We start from the raw sequence: 24850 nt of genomic DNA on the forward strand, positions 1-24850 counted from the left end.
CAGCACTCACCTACTTCGCGGAGTTCCGCGAGGGAAGCGACCGTTCACCGAGTTACCCTTCGACAGGCTCAGGACATCGCCTCGGTGAACATTCACCGCTCGACCGGCAACCACAGCTCGCACGACGCGTACGTCTCGGTGAGCTCGAGGTAGCGCAGGACGGACGGGCCGGGGCGGAGCCGCCACGGGTTCGACGGGAACCAGTCGGTCGCGGTGGCGGCCCAGAGCTGCTGCAGTGCCTCGGGGTGCGGGCCGCTGGAGGCGAAGACCGCCCAGGAGCCGGCCGGCACGGTGATGGCGTCCAGCCCCTCCGGCACCGACGCCGACGGCGTGACCGCGACCCCGTGCAGATACGTGATCATCGACCCCTCCGGCGCATCGGGCGACGGGGACTCGGTGACGGCGAGGATGCCGCGCGGATCGGTGTCGTTGAGCTCCTTGAGCCGAACGTGCTCCGAAGGCTCGAGAGAGGCGATGTGTGCCTGGATGTGCGGGTTCACGCCCTCGTAGATCAGCGGGACCTTGGTGGCGTGGCCGACCAGCCGCAGCTCGGGCATGTCGTTGATGGTGACGTCCATCGGGGTGCTCCCTTCGACGCTCAGGCGGAACCTGAGCGTGGGTTGTGTGCGTAGCGGACCACCGGATCGGCGTACGTCGGCGGGCGCCGAACCGTGCACGGCACGGAACGCGCGCCCGAACGCCTCGGTCGAGCCGTAGCCGTAGCGCACCGCGACCTCCAGGAGGTCAGGGGCACCGCCCACCAGGTCGGCCGCTGCCAGGGTCATCCGGCGGCGGCGTACGTATTCGGACAGGGGCATCCCGGCCAGGGCCGAGAACATCCGGCGCAGGTGATACTCGGTGGTGCCGTGGTCGCGGGCGACCCGGGCCACGTCCACCTCGCCGGTGAGCCCGTCGCCGAGCTCTGCCTCGACCAGGTCGACCAGGGTGTTGAGCGTTCCGATCATGTGGTCCTCCTTTCGCGATCAAGCCTGGCTCGGGAGCACCCCGCCGGGCCCGACCTTTCTGGTCAGATTCAGTCTGGCCAGGTTCGATCGGCCCGGTTCAGTCGGACCGCGAACGCAGCCGGAACGCCTGCAGGCGGGAGTAGCCCTTCACGCTCGTACGCCGCATCTTCTCGACCTGGAAGCCGTCGACGTCCTCGAGCGCGGCGGCGGCGTTCTCGTCGATGACCACCGACGAGGGCCGGGCCAGGGTCGTCAGGCGGGCGGCGATGTTGACCGTCGGGCCGAAGACGTCACCGAGCCGGAGCACCACGTCGCCGTAGGAGATTCCGGCTCTGACGTGCGGAAACGCGCTCTCTTTGTCTTCCCCGAGGGTGGCCAGCTCGAGCGCCGTCCGGGCTGCGGCCTCGACGTCCTCGAAGGTGAAGAACACCCCGTCGCCGAGGTATTTGATCACCCGTCCGCCGTGCTCGACGACGACGTCGGAGCAGGTGTCCTCGAACTCCTCGACCCAGTCGACCAGCTCCTTGTCGCTGAGCCGCTTGGAGCGGGCGGTGTAGCCGACGATGTCGAGGAAGCCGACCGCCAGCGGCACCGCGGAGGCGTCCGCGACGGTGAGCATCCGCCGGGCGGCGCTGACCAGATGGCGGCGCCAGACATAGCCCTGCAGCGACTCGACGAGCGGCAGCACCTGCGCGCTCAGCGCGACCAGGTCCTCGACCTCGTCGCCGCCCCGCTCCCGGGCGACCTCGGCCAGCAGCGATGTCTGCCACTCGGCCAGGCGCGCGTAGGACCGTCCCCAGGTCCGCACGAGCGCGGCCTGCCGGTCCTCGCTGAGCACGCCGAGGCGTACGAGCTCGGCGGTCATCTTCAACGCGTCGACATCCGCCTCGGTGAAGGCGATCTCGTCCTCGCCCGCATGCGGGAAGCCGAGGTGGTGCCAGAGGTCCTCGGTGACCTCCATCGGTACGCCGGCGGCATCCGCCACCTCGACGCGGGTCAGCGTGGGCGTCTGGCCGAGGACGAAGGACTCGACGACGGAGAGCGCCTCGGCCAGCTCGATGTCTGCCTCACGGCTGCGGCCCTGGCCGAGGCCCTCGTCAGTCTGATCGTCGAGCGTCAGGAGCCGAACCTCTCCTTGGCGACCTTGTCCAGCGCCCGTGCGAACGACGGCATCTCGACGGACAGCTGCTGCAGCTTGTCGGCGCTGAGGTGGATCAGGTCGAGCGGGGTGAGGGCGACGATGGAGGCCGTACGCAGCGACCCGCGCAGGATCGCCGCCTCGCCGATGATGTCGCCGGGACCGCACTGGGCGATCTCCTCCTTGTCCCGGCGGACCGAGACGGTGCCGTCGAGGATGATGTAGGCCTTGTCCGGCGGGGTGTCCTCCCAGATCGGCGACCAGCCCTCGGGCAGGTGCACGCGGGTGCCGGTGGCGCTGATGTGCGCGATCTCCTTGGGCGTGAACATGGAGAAGAACGACTCGGTCACGAGGGTTTCCTTCGGGTCGGCTGTGGGGTGCCTGTCGTGATGTGACGACAGTTACAGAGTTCAACGATGTTCGTCTACAGGGGTTACCCGCGGGTTCGGTTGCCTATGCGGGCAGCGGGTCACGGGCGATCGGGCAGCTCATGCATCGCGGGCCGCCGCGACCGGAGCCCAGCTCGGAGCCGGCGATCGCGATGACCTCGATCCCGGCGGCCTTCAGGGCCTCGTTGGTCTGCGTGTTGCGCTCGTAGCCCACGACCACGCCCGGCGCCAGTGCCAGGGTGTTGTTGCCGTCGTCCCACTGCTCGCGCTCGGCGGCGACCGGGTCGAGGCCGGTGTCGACGTGGTGGAGCTTGTCGATGCCCATCGCCTCGGCGGCGACCTCGAGGAACGGGCGCGGGGCCGCGATGTTCAGCCGGCCGCCATCGGCGCCGGGGGTCACTGCGTAGGCCACCAGCGAGTCGACCGCGTTCGGGTAGATCACCATCTTGTCGGTGTTCACCAGCGTGGCGATCGTGTCCAGGTGCATCGTCGCGCGCTCCTGTGCGATCGGCACCGCGAGCACGGTGTGGGCGAGCTCCTCGGCGAAGACCTGGCGGGCGAGCCGCTCGGCCCCCGCGGGGGTGGTGCGCTCCCCGACCCCGACCGCGACCACCCCGGGAGCCAGGAGAAGTACGTCCCCACCCTCGACATGCTCCAGGTGGGCGCCGTGCAGCCGCGGGCTGTCCCGGAAGCGCGGGTGGAACTGGTAGATCAGCTCGGTCAGCGCGGTCTCACGCTTGCGAGCAGGCATCGCCAGGCTCGTGACGGTCGCGCGGTCCCGGATCCACACCGACGAGTCGCGGGTGAAGAGCAGGTTGGGGAGCGGGTCGATCAGGAAGTCGTCGTGGGCGAGCAGGCTGGTGACCAGACCGTGGCCGCCGCGTACCTCGTCGTTGCGGATGCCCGCGGTCAGGTGGTCGGTCAGCTCGGCCGGTCCGGCGTCAGCGAGGGCACCGCTCAGGTAGTCCCGCAGGGTGTCGCCGAGGGTGAGCGAGCCCAGCACGTTCTCGAGCGCCAGCTTCCGCGCCTCGGGCACCTCGAGGGTCTCGGTGAGCAGGTCGGTCAGATAGAGCACCTCGACGTCGCGATCCCGCAGCGCGGCCGCGAAGGCGTCGTGCTCGTCCTGGGCCCGCTTGACCCACGGAATGCCGTCGAAGAGCAGCTTGTCGTTGTTGCGCGGCGTCAGCCGGGTCAGCTCCCGGCCGGGCCGGTGGAGCATGACCGTACGCAGTCGTCCGACCTCGCTGTCGGCGCCAAGTTCTACCATGCCGGGCAGCCTAGGCGACCTCCGCTCAGGCGAACACCTCGACCAGGGTCAGGATGCCCAGGACGAGGCAGACGACGGCTCCGACGTAGTGCAGGACGTGCAGCTTGATGAACCGGAGCAGCGTACGTCCCAGCAGCACCGCTAGCCCCGACACCGCCAGCAACGCGGCCCAGGAGCCGATGAAGACCGAGACCGGGTCGTGGTAGCGGGCCACGAGCGAGACGCTCAGCAGCTGGGAGAGATCTCCCCACTCGGCCGCGAAGAGGACCATGAAGCTGGCCAGGACCTGGCGGAAGCCGCGTACGTCCTTGGCCTTCTCGGCGAACTCGCTGCCGTCGTCCTCGGTCGCGGTGCCGTGGTGGCGGCGCCCCTCGATGAACAGGAACACCGCGCCGCCGAGGAAGAGCAGAGCAGCGACGATGTGGATCAGGTCGGTCGGGAGGAGCGTGGCCACCCCGCCGATCGCCACCGCGATGAGCGTCTGGACCGCGAACGCCGCGCCCACGCCGAGCCACACGAAGATCGGCCGGTACTTCGTCGACAGCACCAGGGTCGCCAGGAACGTCTTGTCGGGGAGCTCGACGACGAAGATCGCGGCGAAGGCCAGCGCGACGACGGTGATGTCCATCAGGGGTTCCGTTCCATTCCTTTACGTCCGGCCCTCATCCTCGCACCCTGCCGAGGCGTCGCTTGCGTTGGCCGAGGCGTCAGGTACGCCGGTCGAGGCGTCGCCGGCTGCCTACTCGCTCGACGGGGGTGACGCTTCGGCCGACCGCGGTGACGCCTCGGCGAGGGCTTTGGCTTCTGCGAGTACGTCGATCGCGGGGCGGTCGAGAGCGGCAGCGGCGCGGGCGACGTCGTCCCACTCGGGCTGCATGTTGACGACCTCGCCGTCGAGGCGGGCGGCCTTGACCGCGATCGGGTGTCCGCCGACGCTCACGGTCAGCATCTCGCGAGGCAGGGCGCGCTTGACGACCTCGTGCTCGCGTACGCCGATCGTCGAGGTCTCCCGGAAGAACACCCGCCGAACCGCCTCGGCGGCGGCATGCGGGGTCAGCGCGTGAAGCGTGTAGGCCGGTCGGCCCTTCTTCATCAGGATCGGCGTGACCCAGGCGTCGTGCGCCCCTGCGGCGAGGAGCGCGTCAAGCGCCCCGGGGATGAGCCGAGGTTCGAGATCGTCGATGTTCGCCTCGACGACGAGCTCGTCTTCAGGGGCGGGAGATGCCGGCGGCGGCCCAGCAGCCTCTCCGATCAGCAGCCGCAGCGCGTTCGACCAGCCTTCCGGATCTCGCCCGCCGGCTCCGACGCCGATCGCGCTCGTCACCATCGGCGGCTGGTCGCCCCACGACGTCGCGAGGGTGGTGAGCAGCGCGGCGCCGGTCGGCGTACACATCTCCATCTGCGGATGCCCCGGAGGCCCCGCGAAGGAAGGTACGCCGGTGAGCAGCCGCGCCACGGCCGGCGGCGGCACCGAGAGAGTGCCGTGAGCGGCCCGGACCGAGCCCGAGCCGACCGCCACCGGGGAGACCACGACCTCGGTGCCGCCCAGGTGCACGAACCCGGCACACACGCCGACCACGTCCGCGATCGCGTCCAGCGCCCCGACCTCGTGGAAGTGGACCTCGTCGGGAGAGATCCCGTGGACGGCGCCCTCGGCCTCGGCCAGCCGCTCGAAGACCCGCAGCGCCAGGTCGCGCACGGCGTCGTCCAGAGCGGCGTCGGTCAGCAGCACCCGGACGTCGGTCCAGGTCCGATGGTGGACCGAGTCGGCGATCGAGACATGACACCGCGTCGCAGCCAGGGCGCCACGGGTCACCTGCGAAGCGGCGAGATCCACCGGCTCCGGGGCGACCGCGTCCACCGCCGAGGCGATCTCCGAGATGGGGACACCGGCGCCGACGAGCGCGCCGAGCAGCATGTCGCCCGACGCTCCGGCGGAGGCGTCGACCCAGACGACGCTCACCGGGCCCGCCGCGCGATCCGAGCCGCGGCGACCCCGGCGCCGTAGCCGTTGTCGATGTTGACCACCGTCACGCCGGGAGCGCACGAGTTGAGCATCGCCAGCAGTGCGGCCAGCCCCCCGAAGGAGGCGCCGTAGCCGACGGACGTCGGCACCCCGATCATCGGCACTCCCACCAACCCGCCGACCACGGAGGGCAACGCACCTTCCATCCCCGCGACGACGATCAGGCAGTCGGCGTCGTCGAGGCGGTCGCGTACGGCCATCAGCCGGTGGATCCCGGCGACACCGACGTCGGTGATCCGCTCGACTCCGGCCCCGTGGACCCGGGCCGCGAGCGTGGCCTCGGCCGCGACCGGTCCGTCGGAGGTCCCGGCGGCGACGACGCACACCCGGCCGTGCGGGGTCGGCAGCGGCCCGAGCGTGACCGCGCGCGCCTCGGCATCGTGGTCCGCCGTCGGCAGCTCGGCCGCGACCAGGGCGGCCGCCTCGGCGGAGACCCGGGTGGCCAGGACGGCGCGCGAGGGATGCGCCTCATGCAGTCGGCGAAGGATCGCGACGACCTGCTCGGGCGTCTTGCCGTCGGCGTAGACGACCTCGGGGTCACCGGTGCGGCGCTCCCGGTCGAGGTCGACGCGGGCGAACCCGAGGTCGGCGGTCGGCTCGTCGTCCGGCATGACTCAGAACCGCGCCGGGTCGGCGGGATAGACCCCCAGCAGCTTCACGTCGGTGGTGAAGAAGGCCAGCTCCTCCAGGGCACGCTTCAGCCCCGGCTGGTCGGGGTGGCCGTCGACCTCGGCGAGGAACTGGGTGGCGGTGAACTTCCCGCCCACCATGTAGGACTCCAGCTTGGTCATGTTGACGCCGTTGGTCGCGAAGCCGCCGAGCGCCTTGTAGAGGGCCGCCGGGAGGTTGCGTACGTTGAAGATGAACGAGGTCACCACCGGACCGTTGTCGGCCGGCGCCTGGATGAAGTCGGGCGAGAGCACCACGAACCGGGTGGTGTTGTGGTCGGCGTCCTCGATGTCGGTGGCGAGGACGTCCAGGCCGTAGATCGAGGCCGCCAGCGGCGGGGAGATCGCGGCCATCGTCGGGTCGCCGGCCTCGACCACCTCGCGCGCGGCGCCGGCGGTGTCGCCGGAGACGACCGGGGTGAACCCGTGCTCGCGGATGATGTTGCGGCACTGGCCCAGCGCGTGGACGTGGGAGTGGACCGTACGGATGTCGTCGAGATGGGCGCCCGGAAGGCCGAGCAGATGGAACCGGATCCGCAGGTAGTGCTCGGCGATGATGTGCAGGTTGGACTCGGGGAGGAAGTGGTGGATATCGGCCACCCGCCCGGCCAGGGAGTTGTCGATCGGGATCATCGCCAGCGACGCCTCACCTGCCTCGACGGTCGCAAAGACGTCCTCGAACGAGGCGCACGGCACCGACTCCAGCTCGGGGTAGTGCCGCTGGCACACCATGTGTGAGTTGGACCCTGGTTCGCCCTGATAGGCGATGCGTTGTGGCTCGGACACGTCGACAGTCTAGATTCGCCCGATGTGCTCGCTCTTGCCATTCTCACTCTGCTGACAGCAATCGCCGCTCTGGTCCTCGCCGGAGCGGCCTGGCAGAAGACGAAGGACGTACGTCGCCCCGACCCTGCCGCCGTCGAGTCGCTCCCGACCGACGTCGCCGGTCTGCGCGCCGAGGTCGCGGCCCTGCGCGCCGAGTCGGCGATGAACCTGCGCCACCTCGCGGTCGTGCGCTTCGACGCCTTCGGCGACGCCGGCGGTCACCTGAGCTGGTGCCTTGCGCTGCTCGACGACAACGGCGACGGGGTCGTGCTCACCTCGATCCACGGCCGCACCGAGGCGAGGTCGTACGCGAAGAGCATCAGTGGCTGGAAGTCGTCCCAGCTGATGTCGCCGGAGGAGACCGAGGCCGTCCAGCAGGCCAAGCCCAGAAGCTGATCCCGGATCCACGGCGAAAACGACACCGGCACGCTCGGGCGTGGCGGGGGAACCGTTCCGAGCGTGCCGGCTTTCAAACCCGGGCTGCGGGTGGGACGGCCCGGGAGTCGACCACTGGTCGCGGGGGATTTCCGACCAGTGTGTGGGTCTTGCCACGTCGCCCGCCGGAGTCAGGCTTGAGCCCAGCGGGAGACGCCGACTGGGCTGACGCCGAGTCGTGTCAGACACCTTATGAATATTTACTTGTCAACAAGACATCTGTGTCGGCGAGTCGCCTCGGATCGACTCGAGAATCGATGCCAAACGCACCGAAAGCACGCGAGAAACGGGACTTTAGACCCTGATTCTCGGGACGTTCGACCTCGTCGCGTGTCGTTTAGATTCGGGACCGAATCGGGACTCGTCCTCAGCGTGGCACGCGGACGAGGAGGCGCCCGGGAAGGCACTGCATCCGCAGCTCCCGGCCCTCGGAGATCGTGTCGCCGTCGAGCTGGCGCGGCTGGTCGTGGTTGGTCCGGATCACGACGCTGGCACCGGTCATCCGGTTGATCAGATTGTCGGTGCGGGGCCGCTTGCTCAGCACTCGGGCCGCGAGCGGGAGCCAGGACCAGAACCGCTGCGGATAGAGCAGCACCACGTCGATGAGGCCGTCGTCGAGCGCGGCCGCCGGCAGCAGGGGCATGTTCGCCTGGAGATAGCCGACGTTGCCGACCACGACCGTGCGTGCACGGTGCCTGGTGAACTCTCCGTCGTCGACGGAGATCTCCAGCCGCATCGCCGGGAACATCAGGCTCTTGAAGGCGGAGAGGACGTACGCCATCCAGCCGATCCGCTTCTTGATGTCCTCGTTGACGCCGCTCATGATCGCGGCGTCGAAGCCCATCCCGGCCATGACCAGGAAGTTGGTGTCGTCGAGGTTGTCCCCCGAGACCTCGACCAGGTCGATCGCCCGGTCCTGCCCGGTGAGCGCGACGTCGATCGCCGCGCGGATGTAGAGCGGGATCGACAGGTTGCGGGCGAGCAGGTTGCCGGTGCCGCCGGGGACGATCCCGACCGCGATGCCGGTGCCGGCCAGGGCGGAGCAGACCTCGCGTACGGTGCCGTCGCCGCCACACACGAGGACCAGGTCGGCGCCCTCCGCCTGGGCCGCTCGCGCCATCCCTCTGCCCGGGTCGTCGACCGTGGTCAGGTGCCAGGTCGGCGTCTTCCAGCCGGACTCCTTGGCCATCGTGGTGACCATCGTCTTGAAGTGCTCGACCGACTCGACCTTGATCGGGTTGAGCACGACCGCGATCCTCCGGTTGCCACGCACCGAGTCGACCAGCGGCCGCCGCCCCAGCGCGTGCGAGGCGGGCAGTGGCGTGTAGACGGCCATGCCGAGGAAGACGGCGCCCGCGGCGAAGAGGATCCCGCCGAGCACGTCGGAGGGGTAGTGGCGTCCGAGGAAGACCCGGTCGGCGGCGACGAGCACGACCAGCAGGATGAGACCGGCGTAGGCCAGGCGGCGGATGCCGCGGCGGCGTACGAACATCGTCACGACCACCGCGATCACGCCCGCCAGCACCGCGATCCCGGTCGCATGACCGGACGGGTACGCCGGTGACTCGTGCAGCCACGATGTCAGCTGCCACACGGGCCGGTCCCGGTCGACGAGCAGCACCACCCCGCGGCGTACGACCAGGGTGATCACCACGACGCCGAGCACGTAGACCGCGGCGCGTGGATACTTCCGGAACAGTCCCGCGGCGACCAGGAGGGCGACGCCGACGGCGAGATACCACTCGGTGGCCACCTCGACGATGTGCCCGAAGTCGAGCATCCAGCCGTGCTCCGCCGTCACCGCCGTCGCGTCCCGGCCGAGCTCGTCGATCGTAGAGACCGGCGGCCACCCGTTGATCCCCGCGATCCCGATCAGGGCGCACAGAGCGAACAGCGAGGCCGCCCAGAGCAGCAGGGCACGGCGCGAGAGATCAAGCACGATGAGTCAGTATGCGCGAAACGTGATCCACACAGTGAATGAACAGGCCGCCCAAAGTCGCACGCAGGACCTGATGGAAAGCGCTATCGTTCGCTCTCCGCGCATGATTCGGGTCGGCGCCGGCACCCCTCGGTCCCTCGTCGTTGTGAGGTCTCTCATGCGCTCTCGCGCCTCCTCGTACGCCCTCATCGGGCTGCTCTCCGTACCCGCCGTCGCCCTCGGTGTCGGTGGTCTCCTCGCCGGCTCCGCCGCCGCGGCAGAAGGTGAGTGCGGTGGCAAGCCCGTCACCGTCGATCTCTCGGTCGAGGGTCAGGTGCCCACCGAGGGGGACGACGTGATCTTCGTGCCGGACGATCACTCGGTCGATGCGCTCGGCGGTAACGACATCATCTGCGTCGCGGGGTCGGGCATTGCCACGATTGCGGCGAGCGAAGGCGACGATGTCGTGTACCCCGCCTATGGGAACCGGGTCGAGGCGGGAGACGGGAACGACACGATCGTCGGTGAGAGTGGGTCCATCGACGCGGGACCGGGGAATGACGTCATCCGCTCCACGAGGCAACAGTTCGCTGCCAATGGCGGCGCGGGAGACGACGTTCACTACGTGGAGTCTGGTGCGGGCTGGTTTGAGGGCGGCGACGGCAACGACACCTTCTGGGGTGGCGCCGGTGATGACATCGCGCGCGGCGGCGCTGGGAATGACGTCATCCACGCCGGCGCCGGTGACGACACCGTTCACAACGAAGCCGGTGACGACCAGATCTACCTGGGAGACGGCGACGACCTTGCATCCTCAAGTAGCAACGGGCTCGGCGCGGACGTCATTCAGGGCGAGAACGGTGCTGACGACATCCATGTCAGGGCGATTGGTGCGGGCGGTGACGTCATCGACGCTGGTTCGTCGGACGACGCCATCGACACCCTCAGCCTCTCCGGCTCCACGAAGGGCATCAAGCTCGACATGGCGTCAGGTGGCACCGACTGGGACGCCACCTTCGCGGGGTTCGAGGCTGTGGAGGCAACAGACTTTGCCGACGTGATCACCGGCACGAGCGGCGACAACACCTTCGATGTCGGCAACGGCGCCAACCGTGTCGTCGCTGGTGACGGCAACGACACGATCGACGGTGGGCGTGACGTCGACCAGATTGATGCAGGCGCGGGCGATGACAGAGTCCGGGGTTGGGAGGGGAACGACGAACTCCACGGGGGTATCGGTGACGACGTGATCAGCGGAAGCGCGGGAGACGACTCCGTCAACGCCGGTGACGGCAACGATCGGATCGATGACAGTTCGGGCTCCGATGTCATCCATGGGGACTCAGGGGACGACACCATTCTTCCGAACGAGTTTTCTCCGGACGACTTCGACAGCCTTTATGGCGACAGCGGCAATGACACGATCACTGGCGGCCGGTTCGGTCACGACACCATTGATGGTGGCGATGGCGCCGACACGTTGACCGCCGTGGAAGCAGGTGCCGTCATCAGGGGCGGACTGGGCGATGACGCCATTCGCCTCGGTGACTCGGAGACGTGGTCTCAGAGCGCCTACGGCCAGGACGGCAACGACACGATCCACGTCGGTGAGTTCGGCGGCGTTGCCGAGGGCGGCAACGGCAACGACGTCATCCACGGCGGTTCGGGCTCGCTCGACGCCTCAGGTGATGCCGGCGACGACAAGATCTACGGTGCAGCGGAGTTCAACCGCGTCAACGGTGGTTCTGGGAACGACCTCATCGAGGGCGGCGCCGGGCGCGACTACCTGGCGGGCGGCGCGGGCACCGATTCGATCCGCGGCATGGCGGGCGCGGACGAGATCTACGGCGACGAGAACTACTACAGCCCCACCGTCGGGTCCGCTGACACCATCGACGGCGGGGACGGGAACGACACGGTCAAGGCCGGCCCCGGCAACGACACCGTGAATGCCGGAGAAGGTGCGGACGCCGTCGTCGGCGAGGCCGGCAACGACCGAGTTCTCGGCGGAGGCGGCAACGACCGGCTGAAGGGCGACGCAGGCAACGACTCGATCGAGGGTGGCAGCGGCAACGACACGCTGGAGGGCGGAAACAACACCGACTCCCTGCGCGGTGACAGCGGCGACGACCTGCTGGCGGGCAACGCCGGCGACGACTCGCTGAACGGCGGCACCGGCGTCGACACGGCCTCGTACTTCACTGCCGACAATCCCGTCACCGCGACCATGTCCCGCGCGACCGGGGGTGGCGGCAGCGACACCCTCACGGGGATGGAGAACCTGACGGGCAGCCCGTACGCCGACCGTCTCGTCGGTGACGGTGGCGCCAACGTACTTCTCGGTGGAGGCGGCAGCGACACGATCTTCCCCGGCCTCGGCAACGACCGCGCGGAGGGCGGCTCGGGCACCGACACCGTCGCGTACTCGAACGTACGCAACGGCGTGAAGGTTGCCCTCAACACGACCTCGACCCAGTCAACGGGAGCGGGAGCGGATCGCCTGCTGACCTTCGAGCGGCTGACCGGCACGAACTACGCAGACGTCCTGCGGGGCAACAGCGGAGCCAACAAGCTGGTCGGCCTCGGTGGTTCGGACCGGATCGAGGGCGGTTCGGGCAACGACTCCCTCTACGGGCACTCCGGCAACGACCGGCTCGTCGGCGGCTACGGCCGTGACTTCGGCGACGGCGGCACCGGCAGCGACAGCGGCTCGTCCGTCGAGCGGCGCGTCCGCATTCCGTAGCCACGGAGGTACGGGAGAGGTACGGGTTCGGGCGACGCCGCCGGCCTGCGACCATGCGCCTTTACTTACCGAGCATGCGAATCGACCCAGAGGGGACCGAACAAGTGAAGACATCGATGCGGTTGCGCGTTGGCGGCATGGTCGCGGCAGTGGCCGTGGCAACGGGCGGACTGGTGGCCGTGGACGCGGGCACGGCGCCGGCGGAGGCCGCGGTCAGCTGCACGATCAGCAGCCCGAAGACCGTACGTCCCGGCAACACCGGCAGCTGCGTGACGCTGCTCCAGAAGGTGCTCGGTGGGCTCAGGCCGGACGGTTCGTTCGGGTCGGCGACCACCGCCCGGGTGAAGAACTACCAGCGGGCGAAGGGGCTGTCGGCCGACGGCGTCGTCGGGTCGCGTACGTGGTCGAAGATCAAGTCGGGCATGTCCGGCGCCGGCACGATCGTCTCCTCGAGCTCCACCGCGAACTGGTATGCCTGCGTCATCGTCCGCGGTGGTCAGTCGGTGCGCTACACCGTCACCAACAAGCGCAGCACCGGGTGGAAGCAGGCCGTGATCAAGACCAGCGGTTCCCTCGCGGACCCGGTGATCCGTGGCTCGATCCCCAGCAAGGGCACGCGTTCGACGGCGTCGAACCCGTCCGGCTTCCCGAAGTCGTACGCGACATCGGCCTCCTACATCACCTACACGGGTGGTTCGTACTACACCAGCGACTCCTACGCCTACGACTTCACCGACGTGAAGGTCTACCGCTCGTGGCTGCGCCCCTGCGGCAAGACCAGCCCCGTCTACTGGTGATTCGCGGCTGGGAGCCAGCCACGGCGAGATTCTAGGTGGACATTGCCGAGGTCGATCCACGTCCACTGAGACATCCCATGGGGATCGCTTGACACAAATATGTGTCAAGCGATCCCCATAAGTGTCACACTTGTCGAGTGGACCTCTCAGATCCGACTGCCGCCGTCGTTCCATCGCTCGATGGAAGGGTGCTTGCAGTTCTCGCGGGGACAACCAAGCCACTCACGGGCCGGGAGATTCAACGGCTGGCGGGCCGTGGGAGCCAGCACGGTGTCCAGCGGCTGCTCCATCGGATGGACGAACACGGCCTGGTCGATGTCGTTACGGCAGGCTCGGCCAACCTCTACACCCTCAACAGGGAGCATGTCGCAGCCGAAGCCGTGGTCGTGCTGGCGGCGTTGCGGACCAGGCTGTTCCAGCGGATCCGTGAGAACCTCGAGTCTTGGCCCATACGGTCGGCTGCAGCCGCCGTCTTCGGGTCCGCTGCCCGAGGTGACGGCACCGCGGAGTCGGACGTCGACGTGTTCGTCGTACGCCCCGACGACATCGATGCCGAGGACGAGAGTTGGTCAGACTCAGTCGACGGACTGGCGCAGGCGATCATGCGTTGGTCCGGCAATCGGGCGAGCATCATTCAAGCCACTCGGGGGGAGATCCAGCAGATGGTGGAACGCGAAGCACCGATCGTCGCGGAGCTGCGACGCGACGCGGTGTCCTTGACGAAGGACCCGGTTCTGCCCGCGAGGCCGGCGGGGTGAGCCCGCGGCGGGAGCAGCGTACGGCGACCTGCGGTCACGTCGAGGCCGCCTCGAGACTGGAGCAGGCACGCAAGTTCCTCGAGGTGGCGGAGCTCCTGGAGCCGGTCGACACGCCTGCTGAGGGCAACGTCGCCGGCTCCTTGGCCGTCCTGGCGGGTATCGCAGCGGCTGATGCCGCTTGCTGTGCTGCGCTTGGCCGTCGCTCCAGGGGGCAGGACCACAAGGCCGCGCTCGATCTGGTCCGTCAGATCGAACCCGCCGGGCGGGAGGCGGCCAAGAAGCTCGACCAGTTGCTCGACATCAAGGACGCCGCCCAGTACGGCGTCATCAGCCTTTCGGGGAGTTCGCTCAAAACAGCCCTTCGCTCCGCGTCATACCTCGTCGAGTTCGCGACCGGAGTCGTACGCAGGGGTTGACCTCTGATGACGCTCAGTTACTGAAGTGAGATCTGGTGGTCCGGTCGACTAGCCTTGCCGCATGATCGACCCGCGCATCCTCCGCGAAGACCCCGACCGCGTACGTGCCTCGCAGGAGCGCCGTGGCGCGTCCTCCGACGTGGTGGACCGGGCGCTGTCCGCGGACAGCGCCCGGCGCGCGGCGATCGCGGACTTCGAGGCCAAGCGGGCCGAGCAGAAGCAGATGGGCAAGAAGGTCGCCCAGGCCAAGGGCGAGGAGAAGCAGCAGCTGCTGGCCGAGGTGAAGGACCTCGCGGCAGCCGTCAAGGAGGCCGACGCGGCGCAGGGCGTTGCCGAGGAGGAGTGGAAGAAGGCTCTCAAGGCCATCCCCAACCTCGCCGACGACGCTCCGGCCGGCGGTGAGGACGATTTCGTCCTGATCGAGAAGGTCGGCAAGCCCCGCGACTTCGAGGCCGAGGGCTTCGAGCCGCGTGACCACGTCGAGCTCGGCAAGCTGCTCGGCGCGATCGACCTCGAGCGTGGCGCCAAGGTCTCGGGCAGCCGCTTCTACTTCCTGACCGGGGTCGGCGCTGAGCTGGAGTTCGCGCTGATCAACCTGGCGATGGAGCAGGCCCGCGAGGCCGGGTTCACCCAGGTCATCGCGCCGGCGCTGGTGCGTCCCGAGGCGATGGAGGGCACCGGCTTCCTCGACCAGGTCGACGACGGCGTCTACAAGATCGAGGACGACGACCTCTACCTCGTCGGCACCTCGGAGGTGCCGATGGCGGCCTACCACTCCGACGAGATCCTCGACGCCGACACGCTCCCGCGGCGCTACGCCGCCTTCTCCTCGTGCTTCCGCAAGGAGGCCGGCTCGGCCGGCAAGGACACCAAGGGCATCATCCGGGTCCACCAGTTCGAGAAGGTGGAGATGTTCGTCTACACCACCGTCGAGGAGTCGTACGCCGAGCACCAGCGTCTCCTCGAGTGGGAGAAGTCGTTCCTGGACAAGCTCGAGCTCGCCTACCAGGTCATCGACGTCGCCGCGGGCGACCTCGGTCCGAGCGCGCTGCGCAAGTTCGACTGCGAGGCGTGGATCCCCACTCAGGGGAAGTACCGCGAGCTCACCTCGGCGTCCAACTGCACCACCTTCCAGGCGCGCCGCCTCAACATCCGCGAACGGACGGAGACGGGCACCACGCCCGTCGCCACCCTTAATGGCACGCTCACCGCGATCACCCGCGCCATCGTCGCCGTCCTGGAGACCCACCAGCAGGCCGACGGCTCGGTGCGGGTGCCGAAGGCGCTGCAGAAGTGGCTCGGCCGCGAGGTCCTGGAGCCGATCCAGAAGTGAGCGCGACCGAGAGCAGCACCGCACGGCCCGGTGAGGCCGCCTGGCAGCCTAAGGTCGTCGCGCTCGACATCGACGGCACCCTGCTGGGCTGGGTCGACGGCACCGGCACGACCTCCGAGGCCCTCTCGGACAAGGTGCGGGACGCGGTCCGCCGGGCCTACGACGCCGGTGCCCACGTGGTGCTCTCCTCCGGTCGCTCCGCCCACTCGATGACCGGGATCGCCGATCTGCTCGGGATTCCGGACGAGGGCGCGGATCGGTTGTGGATCGTCGCCTCCAACGGGGCGGTGGTGCTTCGCTACCCGCCGGTCGATGTGGTGCACGAAGAGACCTTCGACGCCCGGGAGGCGGTCGAGAAGATCCTGGCGCAGCGGCCGAACGTGCTGGTCGCGGTCGAGAACCGCGGCGTCGGCTACCGGTTCAACAGGCCGTTCCCGCCGGGCGAGCTGGGTGGCGGTGAGAATCTCGTCGCCCCGGTCGAGGAGATGGTTGCCGCCCCGGTATCCCGGGTGATCATCCGCGACCCCGAAGCGACGCCCGAGGACTTCCTCGCCCTCGGCCGCGAGCTCGGTCTGCACGGCATCGACTACGTGGTCGGCTACACCGCCTGGCTCGACCTCACCCCGGTCGGCGTCTCCAAGGCATCGGGCCTGTCCTATGTCTGCGACCAGCTCGACCTCGAACCGGCCGACGTACTCGCCATCGGTGACGGCCGCAACGACGTCGAGATGCTCGAGTGGGCCGGTCGCGGCGTCGCCATGGGCAACGCCCCCGACGTCGTCCAGGCCGTCGCCGACGCGGTCACCGCCCACGTCGCCGACGACGGCGCGGCGCTGGAACTCTCCCGCTGGTTCTGAGAGTCTCAGCGCTCGTGACTCTTCCCAACATCGTCACGACGGAGCGCCTGACGCTGCCGTTGTGGACCCGCGCCGACGTCGAGGCCATCCGCGATCCCAGCGGCTCGATCGGGCGGCCGCAGAGCTGGCACCCGCAGTTCCCGCGCGAGGACGACCGCGACGCGGCGACGATGTGGGTCGAGGGCGACCGGTGGAGCTCCCGCTACATCATGCGCAACGGGACCGTACTCGGTTCGATCGGCTTCTTCGGGCCACCTGCCGCCGCTGCTGACGGCACCCTGGAGACCGAGGTCGGCTACGGCCTGATCGAAGAGGCACGCGGGTGGGGATTCGCGACCGAGGCGCTCAAGGGTCTGCTGGCGTGCGCGGATGAAGAGGGCGTACGCATCCGGGCTGCTGTCGAGCCCACCAACGCCTCCAGCCTCCGAGTGCTCGCCAAGTGTGGGTTCACCGACCTGCGTGGCGCCGACGAGGACGGGCATCTGGTGATGGCCAGGCCGGTGCCCGGTGGCAGAATGGAAGAATGAGTACGCCCAAGCTCGTCGCCACAGACCTGGACGGCACTCTGGTCAGGGCGGACGGTTCGGTCTCGGACTTCACGCGTGGCGTGCTCGTGAAGCTCGAGGAGATCGGCGTGCCGGTCATCTTCGTGACCGGGCGGCCGCTGCGCTGGACCCGTGAGCTCTTCGAGCACATCGGCAGCGTCGGGCTGGCGATCGTCTCCAACGGAGCCCTGGTCTGGGACGTCGCCTCCGATCAGCCCCGGCTCACCCGGCTGATCGAGCCTGCCCTCACCGCCGAGGTGGCGGCGATGCTGAAGGACGAGGTCCCCGGGCTGGTCTTCGCGACCGAGTCGCTCGAGGGATGGTCGTGCGAGCCCGAGTTCGCGGCCCACACCTCCGACGCCCTCCGGCCCGCCAAGCGCATCGCGCCGATCGAGCAGCTCGCCGACGAGCCGCTGATCAAGCTGCTCGCCCGCCGTGACGACCACGACGACGCCGACGAGCTGCTCGCGGCTGCGGCGGCCGTCGTCGGTGATCGCGTCAACGTCACCCACTCGTCGTTCCCGCTGCTGGAGATCAGCGCTCCCGGGGTCACCAAGGCCTCCACCCTGGAGCTGGTCTGCACCGAGCTCGGCATCTCCGATGCGGACGTGATCGCCTTCGGGGACATGCCCAACGACCTGCCGATGCTGACCTGGGCCGGGACGTCGTACGCCATGGCGGACGCCCATCCGAGCGTGGTCGCGTGCGCGTCGCATCTGGCGCCCGGGCACGAAGATGACGGTGTCGCGCGGGTCCTGGCTGGAGTCTTCGGCCTGTGACTGGTTTGATCTTCGCCATGCGCCGCGTCCCCCAGCTCCTCGCTGCCGTTGCTCTTGCTGCGACAGCGGCGGTCATGACGAGCCCCGCACCTGCCTCGGCAGCCCCCGCCACATCGACGGTGACGGCTCCCGCGAAGTGCCCCGCGTTCAAGGTCAGCGATGCCGTCAAGGAGCCCCTGGTCTTCCACGCACGGGTGACCGGCCCGGGCAAGGCGACCAAGAGCGCCGGCCAGGTGGTCTACCCGGTGACCGTGGTCAAGGCGCTCCGGGGAGTCACCGGCGGCAGCAACCTCCGAGTCACGCTCAACCCCGGCCCGTGCCAGAAGAAGTCGCTGACCACCCAAGAGGACTACTACTTCTTCGTGCAGAAGAAGGGCGACACGATCCTCGCCGCCGGCAGCGCGCCGCGCGTCGAGGAATACACCGACAAGCTCCAGGCCGAGATCGCCAAGGAGTTCCCCGAGGTGATCGCCCCCGAGCCCCAGCAGGTGAGCTTCAGCGAGCCCGCTTCCCCCGAGGGTCAGAAGCTCGTCGAGCTCGCCGCCCCCGGCGTCGCGCTCGTGGTGGTCGGCATCCTCGGCCTGATCATCGTGATGATCCTCGGGCGACGGAAGGCCGCGTAGCCGGGGTCGTCGGACCAGCCTCCGGCGCCCACCCCGGCGGCCGGAAGGTGTAGCCCAGCTTGAGCCGCCAGCCGTCGGCGCTGCGTACGTCGTCCCAGAGCTCACGGAACGCGCCGTACTCCAGCCTGAGCAGGTTGTAGGTGTCGACCTTGTAGGTCAGGCCGTACGTCGGGCGCTGGCGCTCCGGCTGGAAGGTGCCGAAGAGGCGGTCCCAGATGATCAGGATGCCGGCGTAGTTCTTGTCCAGGTACTCCGGGTCGGAGCCGTGGTGGACGCGGTGGTGGCTCGGCGTGTTGAAGACGAGCTCGATCGGGCGCCATAGCTTGCCGATCGTCTCGGTGTGCACGAAGAACTGGTAGATCAGGTTGATCGAGAAAGCGATGTAGATCGCCGCCGGGGAGATGCCGAGGAACGGCAGCGGCAGGAAGAAGAAGAACTCGAACCACGGGTTCCACTTCTGCCGCAGCGCGGTCGCGAACGTCATGTACTCGCTCGAGTGGTGTGCCTGGTGGGCCGCCCAGCCGACCCTCGTCCGGTGCACGAAGCGGTGGTTCCAGTAGTACGCGAGGTCGACGACCACGACCGAGATCGCCAGGCCCCACCACGTCGCCGGGATCTGCCACAGCGACGCGTAGGCGAAGATCGCCGCATAGACCGCGAAGGTCAGCACCTTGAACACGGTCATCGACACGATCGAGCCGAGGCCCATCAGGATCGAGGTGCGCGCGTCCTTGAAGACGTAGCCGGCCAGGTTGTCGTCGTGGTCGAGCCACTTCAGCGCCGCCAGCTCGATCAGGATCGAGATCACGAAGAACGGGATGGCGTACGTCAAGGGGTTCTTCAACGGGTCGAGCATGTCGTTCATGGGGGACCTCCAGGGATATGACCTTCGAGTAAGTTACCTCAAGGTCATATGCCGCCGCTAGACTCTCGGACATGTCACGGGCCAACGCTGGAACCAAAGGCGTCCCACGCGCCGACCGCGAGCTGCAGATCGTGCGGGCGGCCTGTGAAGTGTTCGGCACCATCGGGTTCGCCAAGGCGTCGGTCGCGGGGATCGCTGCCGACGCCGGCATCTCGAAACCGCTGGTCTACCAGTACTTCGGCTCCAAGGAAGGGCTCTTCTCCGCCTGCCTCACCTATGGCGCCGAGCTGCTCGCCGGCGACATGGAGCGGGTCGCCGCCGACGACTCGGTCGGTCTCGAACGCGGTCTGCGCACCCTCGACGGGATCTTCCGCATCCTCGAGCCCCAGCCGTGGCTGTGGCGGCTCTTCTTCGACAGGACCGCTCCGGAGACGGGTGACGTCGCCGCGGTGAGGGCCGTCTACACCGACCGCATCACCCGGCTGGCGATGGAGGGGGTCGGCGAGCTGATGGCACTCGTCGGGGACGACGACCCGCTCGATGTCTCCGCGATGACCGCCGTGTGGATGAACGTCGTCGACTCGCTCGTCACCTGGTGGCTCGATCATCCCGAAGTCACGCCGAGCGAGATGACCGCGCGGTGCTACCGGCTCATCGTGGCGCTCTCCGGCGCGGAGCCGCCCGCCCCGATCGTCGCGGATCCGGCTGCTCGCTGAGTGTGCGGGCATTTCCCGCCATGGCGGGAAAATGCGGCGTCGCGATGGCGGGGCCCAGGCGTTTCGGCGCCATGGCGGGAAAGTGCCCGCCGCGAGTAGCCTTCGCGCGTGAGCATCGGCAGAGACCTGCAGTCGGCCATCTTCCGCAAGGGCCTGTTCGGCCACCGTCCCGTGGTGCCGACCGAACCCTCGGCGCTCGCCGAGGCCGCCCATCGGGCGATGAGCAAGGAGGCCTGGGCGTACGTCGACGGCGGAGCCGGCCAGCAGCGCACCCTCGCGGCGAACACCGCCGCCTTCGACCACTTCCGGCTGGTGCCGCGCATGCTCACCAACGTCGAGACCCGCGACCTGCGCACCACGCTGTTCGGTGTGGACATGCCGGCGCCGCTGATGCTCGGCCCGGTCGGCGTGCTCGAGCTCGCCCACCCGCGCGCCGAGCACGAGGTCGCCGCGGCGGCCCGCGCGACGGGCATCCCGATGGTGATCTCCACCCAGGCGTCGGTCCCGATGGAAGAGGTCGCCGAGGACCTGGGCGACACCCCACGGCTCTACCAGCTCTACTGGTCGAAGGACGAGTCGATCGTCGAGTCCTTCGTACGCCGCGCCGAGGCCATCGGCTCCGACGCGCTGGTCGTCACCCTCGACACGCACATGCTGGGGTGGCGTACGCGTGATCTCGATCTGGGCTACCTGCCCTTCGCGAGAGGGCTCGGGATCGCCCAGTACACCTCCGACCCGGCCTTCCGGGCCCTCGTCGAGCAGCGGATCTCGGCGGGCTCCGGGATGAGCGTGCGACCCGGGCTCCGGGAGATCCCCTCGGCGCTCACCGCGGTCGCCTCCATGGCCCAGCACCATCCGGGCAAGCTCGTCGACAACCTTCGCTCCGGTCACGCCCGAGCCGCGGTCGAGACCTTCCTCGACGTCTTCTCCCGCTCCGACCTGATCTGGGACGACCTCGACCGGCTGCGGGAGATGACCGACCTGCCGATCGTGCTGAAGGGGCTCCAGGCGCCCGAGGACGCCCGGCGCGCGCTCGAGCACGGCGTCGACGGCATCATCGTCTCCAACCACGGCGGCCGCCAGGTCGACGGCGCCATCGCCTCGATCGACGCGCTGCCGAGCATCGTCGACGAGGTCGACGGCCGCATCCCGGTCCTCTTCGACTCCGGCATCCGCTCCGGCGCCGACATCCTCAAGGCACTCGCCCTGGGTGCCGACGCGGTCCTCCTCGGCCGCCCGTACGTCTACGGCCTCGCCCTCGCCGGTGCCGCCGGTGTCCAGGCCGTCCTGGAGCACATGATCGCCGAGCTCGACCTCTCCCTCGGCCTGGTCGGCTGCCGCTCCGTCGAGGAGATCGGCCGCGAGCTCCTCGGCTGAAGTTCGGGTCAGACTGAGAGCAGGGACACGTCCGGGGCGCGCCAAGTTCATACTTTATGAGGGGGCGCTATCTGTGAACCCCACTTACGATGCAGGTGATGAACCCGCAATCTCCGCCTGACATCGTCGTGATCGGCGGCTCCAACATGGATCTCCACGCTCGAGCCCACGAGCAGGTGGTGATGGGTTCGAGCATGTCCGGATCAGCGGGCCTCTCGCCCGGTGGGGTGGGCCGCAACGTCGCGGAGAACCTCGCCCGGCTGGGCGACTCGGTGGCGCTGGTCTCGGTCGTCGGTGACGACCCGATCGGCGACGAGGTGATCAGCTACACCGAGGACGTCGGCGTCGACTGCACCTACGTCCGACGCCGGGCAGACGTCCGCACCGGCACCTACAACGCCGTGCTCGACTCCTCCGGTGAGCTGGTGGTCGCGGTGGCCGACATGGCCGCGACCGACGAGTTCTCGCCGCTGGTCGTGGAGGCGGCCCGCGACCTGATCAAGAACGCGCGTGGTGTGCTCGTCGAGGGCAACATCCCGGTACGCACCGCCGACGTGGCGATCGACCTCGCCCGCGAGTTCGGCGTGCCCGTCGGGTTCGACCCGGTCTCGGTGTCGAAGGCGAGGCGGGCGCGTGACCTGATCCGGGCCGATCGCGAGCTCTACCTGGTCACGCCCAACCAGGCCGAGCTGGCCGCGCTGACCGACCTGCCCGCCGGCACCGACGCCGAGATCGAGAAGGCCGTCCACTCGCTGCACGACCGCGGTGTCGGCGTCGTCTGGGTGCGCCTCGGGGCCCGCGGATCGGTGATCAGCTACGACGACGTCTACCAGGAGCTTCCCGCTGTGCCGACCGATGTCGTCGATGTCACCGGCGCCGGCGACGCGATGCTGGCCGCGTTCACGCACGAGGTCCTCCGTGGCGTCGACCTGGTCGAGGCAGCCCGGTTCGGGCACGCCGCGGCAGCGTTGACCTGCGGCACCCACGACACCGTCCGGATGGACCTCGACGAGACCCTCGTGCGGGACCTGGCGTGAAGGTGAGGCTCACCGAGGAGGTCGCCACGGCGCTCGCCGAGGGCCGCCCGGTCGTCGCGCTCGAGTCGACCATCATCAGCCACGGCATGCCCTATCCCGACAACGTCAAGATGGCCACCGAGGTCGAGCAGATCGTGCGCGACAACGGCGCCGTCCCGGCCACGATCGCGCTGCTCGACGGCGTTCCGCGCGCCGGCCTCGACCAGGACGACCTCGAGCTGCTCGCCTCCGACCCCGAGGTGACCAAGGTCAGCGTCCGCGACCTGCCCTACGTCGTCGCCCGCGGTCTCCACGGCGCGACCACGGTCGCGGCCACCATGCGCCTGGCGGCCATGGTCGGGATCAGGACGTTCGTGACCGGTGGGCTCGGTGGCGTACACCGGGGTGCGGCGACGTCCTTCGACATCTCCGCCGACCTGACCGAGCTCGCCCGCACCCAGGTCGCGGTGGTCAGTGCCGGGGTGAAGTCGATCCTCGACATCGGCCTGACCCTGGAGACCCTGGAGACCTATGGGGTGCCGGTCCTGGTCAACGGGAGCGACGAGTTCCCGGCCTTCTACTCCCGCAGCTCCGGGTTCGCCGCGCCGCTGCGCATCGACGGCCCCGACGAGGCCGCCGCGGTGATGAAGGCCACCTGGGACCTCGGCCTCCCCAGCGGCCTGGTCATCGCCAACCCGGTCCCGGTCGCCGACGAGATCCCCGCCGAGGTGATCGGGAAACACATCGACCAGGCCCTCGCCGATGCCGAGGCACGCGACATCCACGGCAAGGACATCACCCCGTTCCTGCTCGCCAGGATCGTCGAGCTGACCGGCGGTGACTCCCTGGCGACCAACATCGCGCTGGTACGCGACAACGCAGCCTTCGGCGCACAAATGGCCGCATCTCATGTTGCCGCGTGACGAACGATCACCACTCGTTCACCCGGGCGACACCGCACGTGGCCTAACGTCTCGTCTACCTATGCGTTGATCCTCCCGTGACCGTCAGCCCCCACTCCGGCCCCGCCAGAAACGGCCCGTCCAGGCGCACCCTGCTCAAAGCAGGCCTGATCGGTGGTGCCGGTGTCGTCGCCGGCCCGATGCTGTGGACACAGGCGGCCAGGTCGGCCGCGCCGGCCACCGGCGTACATCTGTCCTACGGTGCCGACCCGATCAAGCAGATGAACGTCTCCTGGTCGACCGCCGGGTCGGTGCAGGCGTCGCGGCTCGACCTGGGTGTGACGCCCGACTACGGCCTCACCCTGCGACCCGAGTCGCTCTCCTCGATCCGGGTCGACAGCGCCTACCACCACGTCGACCTCAGCGACCTGCGAGCGGGCACGCGCTACTACTACCGGCTCAGCCACGACGGGGGCACCCCGACGAGGGGCTCGTTCACCACCGCCCCGAAGACCACGGGGTCCTTCCGGTTCGCCGCCTTCGGCGACATGGGTGTGGCCGAGGACGCCGCACGCAACGTGAACCTGATCCGTCAGCAGGGCGCCGAGTTCGCGTTCGTCGTCGGCGACATCGCCTACGCCGACACCGGCGGCCAGGGCAAGAGCAGGGAGACGCAGCAGGACTACGGTGTCTGGGACGAGCTCCTGACCCAGATCCAGCCCAGCGCCAACGCGATCCCGTGGATGACCGTCGTCGGGAACCACGAGATGGAGAACGGCAACGGCGAGCTCGGCTACGACGGCCACCGCGCTCGCTTCCGACACCCCGGCAACGGTGCCGGCGGCGGACAGGAGACCTACTCCTTCGTCCGCGGCAACGTCGCCTTCATCGCTCTCGACGGCAACGACGCGACGTACGAGTACACGCGGAACGCGGGCTACCTAGGCGAGACGCTCGACCGCTGGCTCGAGCAGCGGCTGGCCGACTTCCGGGCGCGTCGCGACATCGACTTCATCCTGGTCGGCTTCCACCAGTGCGCCTACTGCACCAACATCGCGCACGCCTCCGACGGCGGCATCCGCGACCGCTGGGAGGCGCTCTTCGACCGCTATCAGGTCGACGTCGTGATCAACGGCCACAACCACTGCTACGAGCGCACTCACCTGATGCGCGACGGCAAGCCGGTCCAGGAGGCGCCGCGCGGCTCCACGGTCAGCACCAACCAGGGGACGATCTACATCACCGCCGGCGGCGGTGGCGGGTCGACCTACCCCGACGTCCTGCCCGTGCTCTCCTACTACACCGACGCGCACGGCCTGAAGATCCCCGAGCCCACGACCTACCGCGCCGTCGGCGACGCGACCCACTCGGTCGCGTTCTTCGACGCGCACCCGCGCGACGCGCACGGGCAGGCGAGGCTGGACCTCGAAGTCATCGCCACCGACGGCTCCGAGGTCGACACGCTCACGATCGCTAGGTCACGTTGATGGGC

Annotated in this window: 25 protein-coding genes; 15 read left to right on the forward strand and 10 right to left on the reverse strand. The window is 69.0% G+C overall.

Annotation, left to right across the window (positions count from 1 at the left end; all coding sequences use genetic code 11):
• Positions 1-92: 92 nt before the first annotated feature.
• The 8 genes from ACFV9G_RS10450 to ACFV9G_RS10485 form a co-directional block, all read right to left on the reverse strand.
• Complete coding sequence (locus ACFV9G_RS10450) at positions 93-965, reverse strand: GyrI-like domain-containing protein (RefSeq protein ID WP_378727378.1); 873 nt, start codon at positions 963-965, stop codon at positions 93-95.
• A gap of 97 nt (positions 966-1062) precedes the next feature.
• Entirely contained in the window at positions 1063-1950 is an 888-nt protein-coding gene (locus ACFV9G_RS10455) for an adenylate/guanylate cyclase domain-containing protein (protein WP_378727379.1), read from the reverse strand.
• A 131-nt stretch (positions 1951-2081) separates the two neighbouring features.
• Entirely contained in the window at positions 2082-2453 is a 372-nt protein-coding gene (locus ACFV9G_RS10460; RefSeq protein ID WP_141802178.1) for a cyclic nucleotide-binding domain-containing protein, read from the reverse strand.
• 103 nt (positions 2454-2556) lie between these two features.
• Positions 2557-3759, reverse strand: a complete 1203-nt coding sequence (locus ACFV9G_RS10465) for an arginine deiminase (protein ID WP_378727380.1) — start codon at positions 3757-3759, stop codon at positions 2557-2559.
• Positions 3760-3784: 25 nt separating this feature from the next.
• Complete coding sequence (locus ACFV9G_RS10470; protein ID WP_378727381.1) at positions 3785-4387, reverse strand: TMEM165/GDT1 family protein; 603 nt, start codon at positions 4385-4387, stop codon at positions 3785-3787.
• A gap of 111 nt (positions 4388-4498) precedes the next feature.
• Positions 4499-5722 (reverse strand): nickel pincer cofactor biosynthesis protein LarC, encoded by a 1224-nt coding sequence (larC, locus tag ACFV9G_RS10475; RefSeq protein WP_378727382.1) that lies wholly within the window; start codon positions 5720-5722, stop codon positions 4499-4501.
• Positions 5719-6396, reverse strand: coding sequence for a nickel pincer cofactor biosynthesis protein LarB (gene larB, locus ACFV9G_RS10480; RefSeq protein ID WP_378727384.1), 678 nt, complete (start codon positions 6394-6396; stop codon positions 5719-5721). The genes larC and larB overlap by 4 nt, the downstream gene beginning before the upstream one ends.
• 3 nt (positions 6397-6399) lie before the next feature.
• Positions 6400-7239, reverse strand: coding sequence for a prephenate dehydratase (locus ACFV9G_RS10485; RefSeq protein WP_378727385.1), 840 nt, complete (start codon positions 7237-7239; stop codon positions 6400-6402).
• A gap of 24 nt (positions 7240-7263) precedes the next feature.
• On the opposite strand from ACFV9G_RS10485, the gene ACFV9G_RS10490 reads away from it, so the two are divergent.
• On the forward strand, positions 7264-7674 hold the full coding sequence (locus ACFV9G_RS10490; protein ID WP_378727386.1) for a DUF4446 family protein: 411 nt from the start codon (positions 7264-7266) through the stop codon (positions 7672-7674).
• A gap of 406 nt (positions 7675-8080) precedes the next feature.
• Here ACFV9G_RS10490 and ACFV9G_RS10495 read toward each other — a convergent pair whose 3' ends face one another.
• Positions 8081-9652 carry a YegS/Rv2252/BmrU family lipid kinase gene (locus tag ACFV9G_RS10495; protein WP_378727387.1) on the reverse strand — a complete coding sequence of 524 codons (1572 nt, stop codon included), beginning with the start codon at positions 9650-9652 and terminating at the stop codon, positions 8081-8083.
• Between the two features lies 1 nt (position 9653).
• On the opposite strand from ACFV9G_RS10495, the gene ACFV9G_RS10500 reads away from it, so the two are divergent.
• The 9 genes from ACFV9G_RS10500 (at position 9654) to ACFV9G_RS10540 (ending at position 18482) form a co-directional block, all read left to right on the forward strand.
• Positions 9654-12374 (forward strand): calcium-binding protein, encoded by a 2721-nt coding sequence (locus ACFV9G_RS10500; protein ID WP_378727388.1) that lies wholly within the window; start codon positions 9654-9656, stop codon positions 12372-12374.
• Positions 12375-12490: 116 nt separating this feature from the next.
• Complete coding sequence (locus ACFV9G_RS10505; RefSeq protein WP_378727389.1) at positions 12491-13171, forward strand: peptidoglycan-binding protein; 681 nt, start codon at positions 12491-12493, stop codon at positions 13169-13171.
• A gap of 137 nt (positions 13172-13308) precedes the next feature.
• Positions 13309-13929: a nucleotidyltransferase domain-containing protein gene (locus ACFV9G_RS10510; RefSeq protein WP_378727390.1), complete on the forward strand. Its 621-nt coding sequence runs from the start codon at positions 13309-13311 to the stop codon at positions 13927-13929.
• Entirely contained in the window at positions 13926-14345 is a 420-nt protein-coding gene (locus ACFV9G_RS10515; RefSeq protein ID WP_378727391.1) for a hypothetical protein, read from the forward strand. The genes ACFV9G_RS10510 and ACFV9G_RS10515 overlap by 4 nt, the downstream gene beginning before the upstream one ends.
• A 61-nt stretch (positions 14346-14406) precedes the next feature.
• Positions 14407-15678, forward strand: coding sequence for a serine--tRNA ligase (serS, locus tag ACFV9G_RS10520; protein WP_378727392.1), 1272 nt, complete (start codon positions 14407-14409; stop codon positions 15676-15678).
• Entirely contained in the window at positions 15675-16535 is an 861-nt protein-coding gene (locus ACFV9G_RS10525) for an HAD family hydrolase (protein ID WP_378727393.1), read from the forward strand. The genes serS and ACFV9G_RS10525 overlap by 4 nt, the downstream gene beginning before the upstream one ends.
• Positions 16536-16549: 14 nt before the next feature.
• Positions 16550-17062, forward strand: coding sequence for a GNAT family N-acetyltransferase (locus ACFV9G_RS10530; RefSeq protein ID WP_378727394.1), 513 nt, complete (start codon positions 16550-16552; stop codon positions 17060-17062).
• Positions 17059-17859 (forward strand): HAD family hydrolase, encoded by an 801-nt coding sequence (locus ACFV9G_RS10535; RefSeq protein ID WP_378727395.1) that lies wholly within the window; start codon positions 17059-17061, stop codon positions 17857-17859. The genes ACFV9G_RS10530 and ACFV9G_RS10535 overlap by 4 nt, the downstream gene beginning before the upstream one ends.
• Positions 17856-18482 carry a hypothetical protein gene (locus tag ACFV9G_RS10540; protein ID WP_378727396.1) on the forward strand — a complete coding sequence of 209 codons (627 nt, stop codon included), beginning with the start codon at positions 17856-17858 and terminating at the stop codon, positions 18480-18482. The genes ACFV9G_RS10535 and ACFV9G_RS10540 overlap by 4 nt, the downstream gene beginning before the upstream one ends.
• On the opposite strand, the gene ACFV9G_RS10545 is transcribed toward ACFV9G_RS10540, so the two are convergent.
• Positions 18445-19347, reverse strand: coding sequence for a sterol desaturase family protein (locus ACFV9G_RS10545; RefSeq protein WP_378727397.1), 903 nt, complete (start codon positions 19345-19347; stop codon positions 18445-18447). The genes ACFV9G_RS10540 and ACFV9G_RS10545 overlap by 38 nt on opposite strands.
• A gap of 71 nt (positions 19348-19418) precedes the next feature.
• On the opposite strand from ACFV9G_RS10545, the gene ACFV9G_RS10550 reads away from it, so the two are divergent.
• The 5 genes from ACFV9G_RS10550 (at position 19419) to ACFV9G_RS10570 (ending at position 24845) form a co-directional block, all read left to right on the forward strand.
• A complete protein-coding gene (locus ACFV9G_RS10550; protein WP_378727398.1) occupies positions 19419-20063 on the forward strand; it encodes a TetR/AcrR family transcriptional regulator in 645 nt (214 codons plus the stop codon).
• Positions 20064-20171: 108 nt separating this feature from the next.
• Positions 20172-21440 (forward strand): alpha-hydroxy-acid oxidizing protein, encoded by a 1269-nt coding sequence (locus tag ACFV9G_RS10555; protein WP_378727399.1) that lies wholly within the window; start codon positions 20172-20174, stop codon positions 21438-21440.
• Between the two features lie 98 nt (positions 21441-21538).
• Complete coding sequence (locus ACFV9G_RS10560) at positions 21539-22477, forward strand: carbohydrate kinase family protein (RefSeq protein ID WP_378727400.1); 939 nt, start codon at positions 21539-21541, stop codon at positions 22475-22477.
• Entirely contained in the window at positions 22474-23379 is a 906-nt protein-coding gene (locus ACFV9G_RS10565; protein WP_378727401.1) for a pseudouridine-5'-phosphate glycosidase, read from the forward strand. The genes ACFV9G_RS10560 and ACFV9G_RS10565 overlap by 4 nt, the downstream gene beginning before the upstream one ends.
• A 77-nt stretch (positions 23380-23456) precedes the next feature.
• Positions 23457-24845 carry a purple acid phosphatase family protein gene (locus ACFV9G_RS10570; RefSeq protein WP_378727402.1) on the forward strand — a complete coding sequence of 463 codons (1389 nt, stop codon included), beginning with the start codon at positions 23457-23459 and terminating at the stop codon, positions 24843-24845.
• The last annotated feature ends 5 nt before the right edge of the window (positions 24846-24850 follow it).

The organism is Nocardioides sp. NPDC059952 (assembly GCF_042730435.1).
GTDB lineage: Bacteria > Actinomycetota > Actinomycetes > Propionibacteriales > Nocardioidaceae > Nocardioides.

Bases quoted from the DNA above. Each gene is read 5' to 3' on its own strand.
- ACFV9G_RS10505 (WP_378727389.1), top strand. From the start codon at position 12,491: ATGCGGTTGCGCGTTGGCGGCATGGTCGCGGCAGTGGCCGTGGCAACG.
- ACFV9G_RS10550 (WP_378727398.1), top strand. From the start codon at position 19,419: ATGTCACGGGCCAACGCTGGAACCAAAGGCGTCCCACGCGCCGACCGC.
- ACFV9G_RS10465 (WP_378727380.1), bottom strand. From the start codon at position 3,759: ATGGTAGAACTTGGCGCCGACAGCGAGGTCGGACGACTGCGTACGGTC.
- ACFV9G_RS10545 (WP_378727397.1), bottom strand. From the start codon at position 19,347: ATGAACGACATGCTCGACCCGTTGAAGAACCCCTTGACGTACGCCATC.
- ACFV9G_RS10450 (WP_378727378.1), bottom strand. From the start codon at position 965: ATGATCGGAACGCTCAACACCCTGGTCGACCTGGTCGAGGCAGAGCTC.
- ACFV9G_RS10535 (WP_378727395.1), top strand. From the start codon at position 17,059: ATGAGTACGCCCAAGCTCGTCGCCACAGACCTGGACGGCACTCTGGTC.
- larB (WP_378727384.1), bottom strand. From the start codon at position 6,396: ATGCCGGACGACGAGCCGACCGCCGACCTCGGGTTCGCCCGCGTCGAC.
- serS (WP_378727392.1), top strand. From the start codon at position 14,407: ATGATCGACCCGCGCATCCTCCGCGAAGACCCCGACCGCGTACGTGCC.
- ACFV9G_RS10470 (WP_378727381.1), bottom strand. From the start codon at position 4,387: ATGGACATCACCGTCGTCGCGCTGGCCTTCGCCGCGATCTTCGTCGTC.
- ACFV9G_RS10500 (WP_378727388.1), top strand. From the start codon at position 9,654: ATGAGTCAGTATGCGCGAAACGTGATCCACACAGTGAATGAACAGGCC.
- ACFV9G_RS10560 (WP_378727400.1), top strand. From the start codon at position 21,539: ATGAACCCGCAATCTCCGCCTGACATCGTCGTGATCGGCGGCTCCAAC.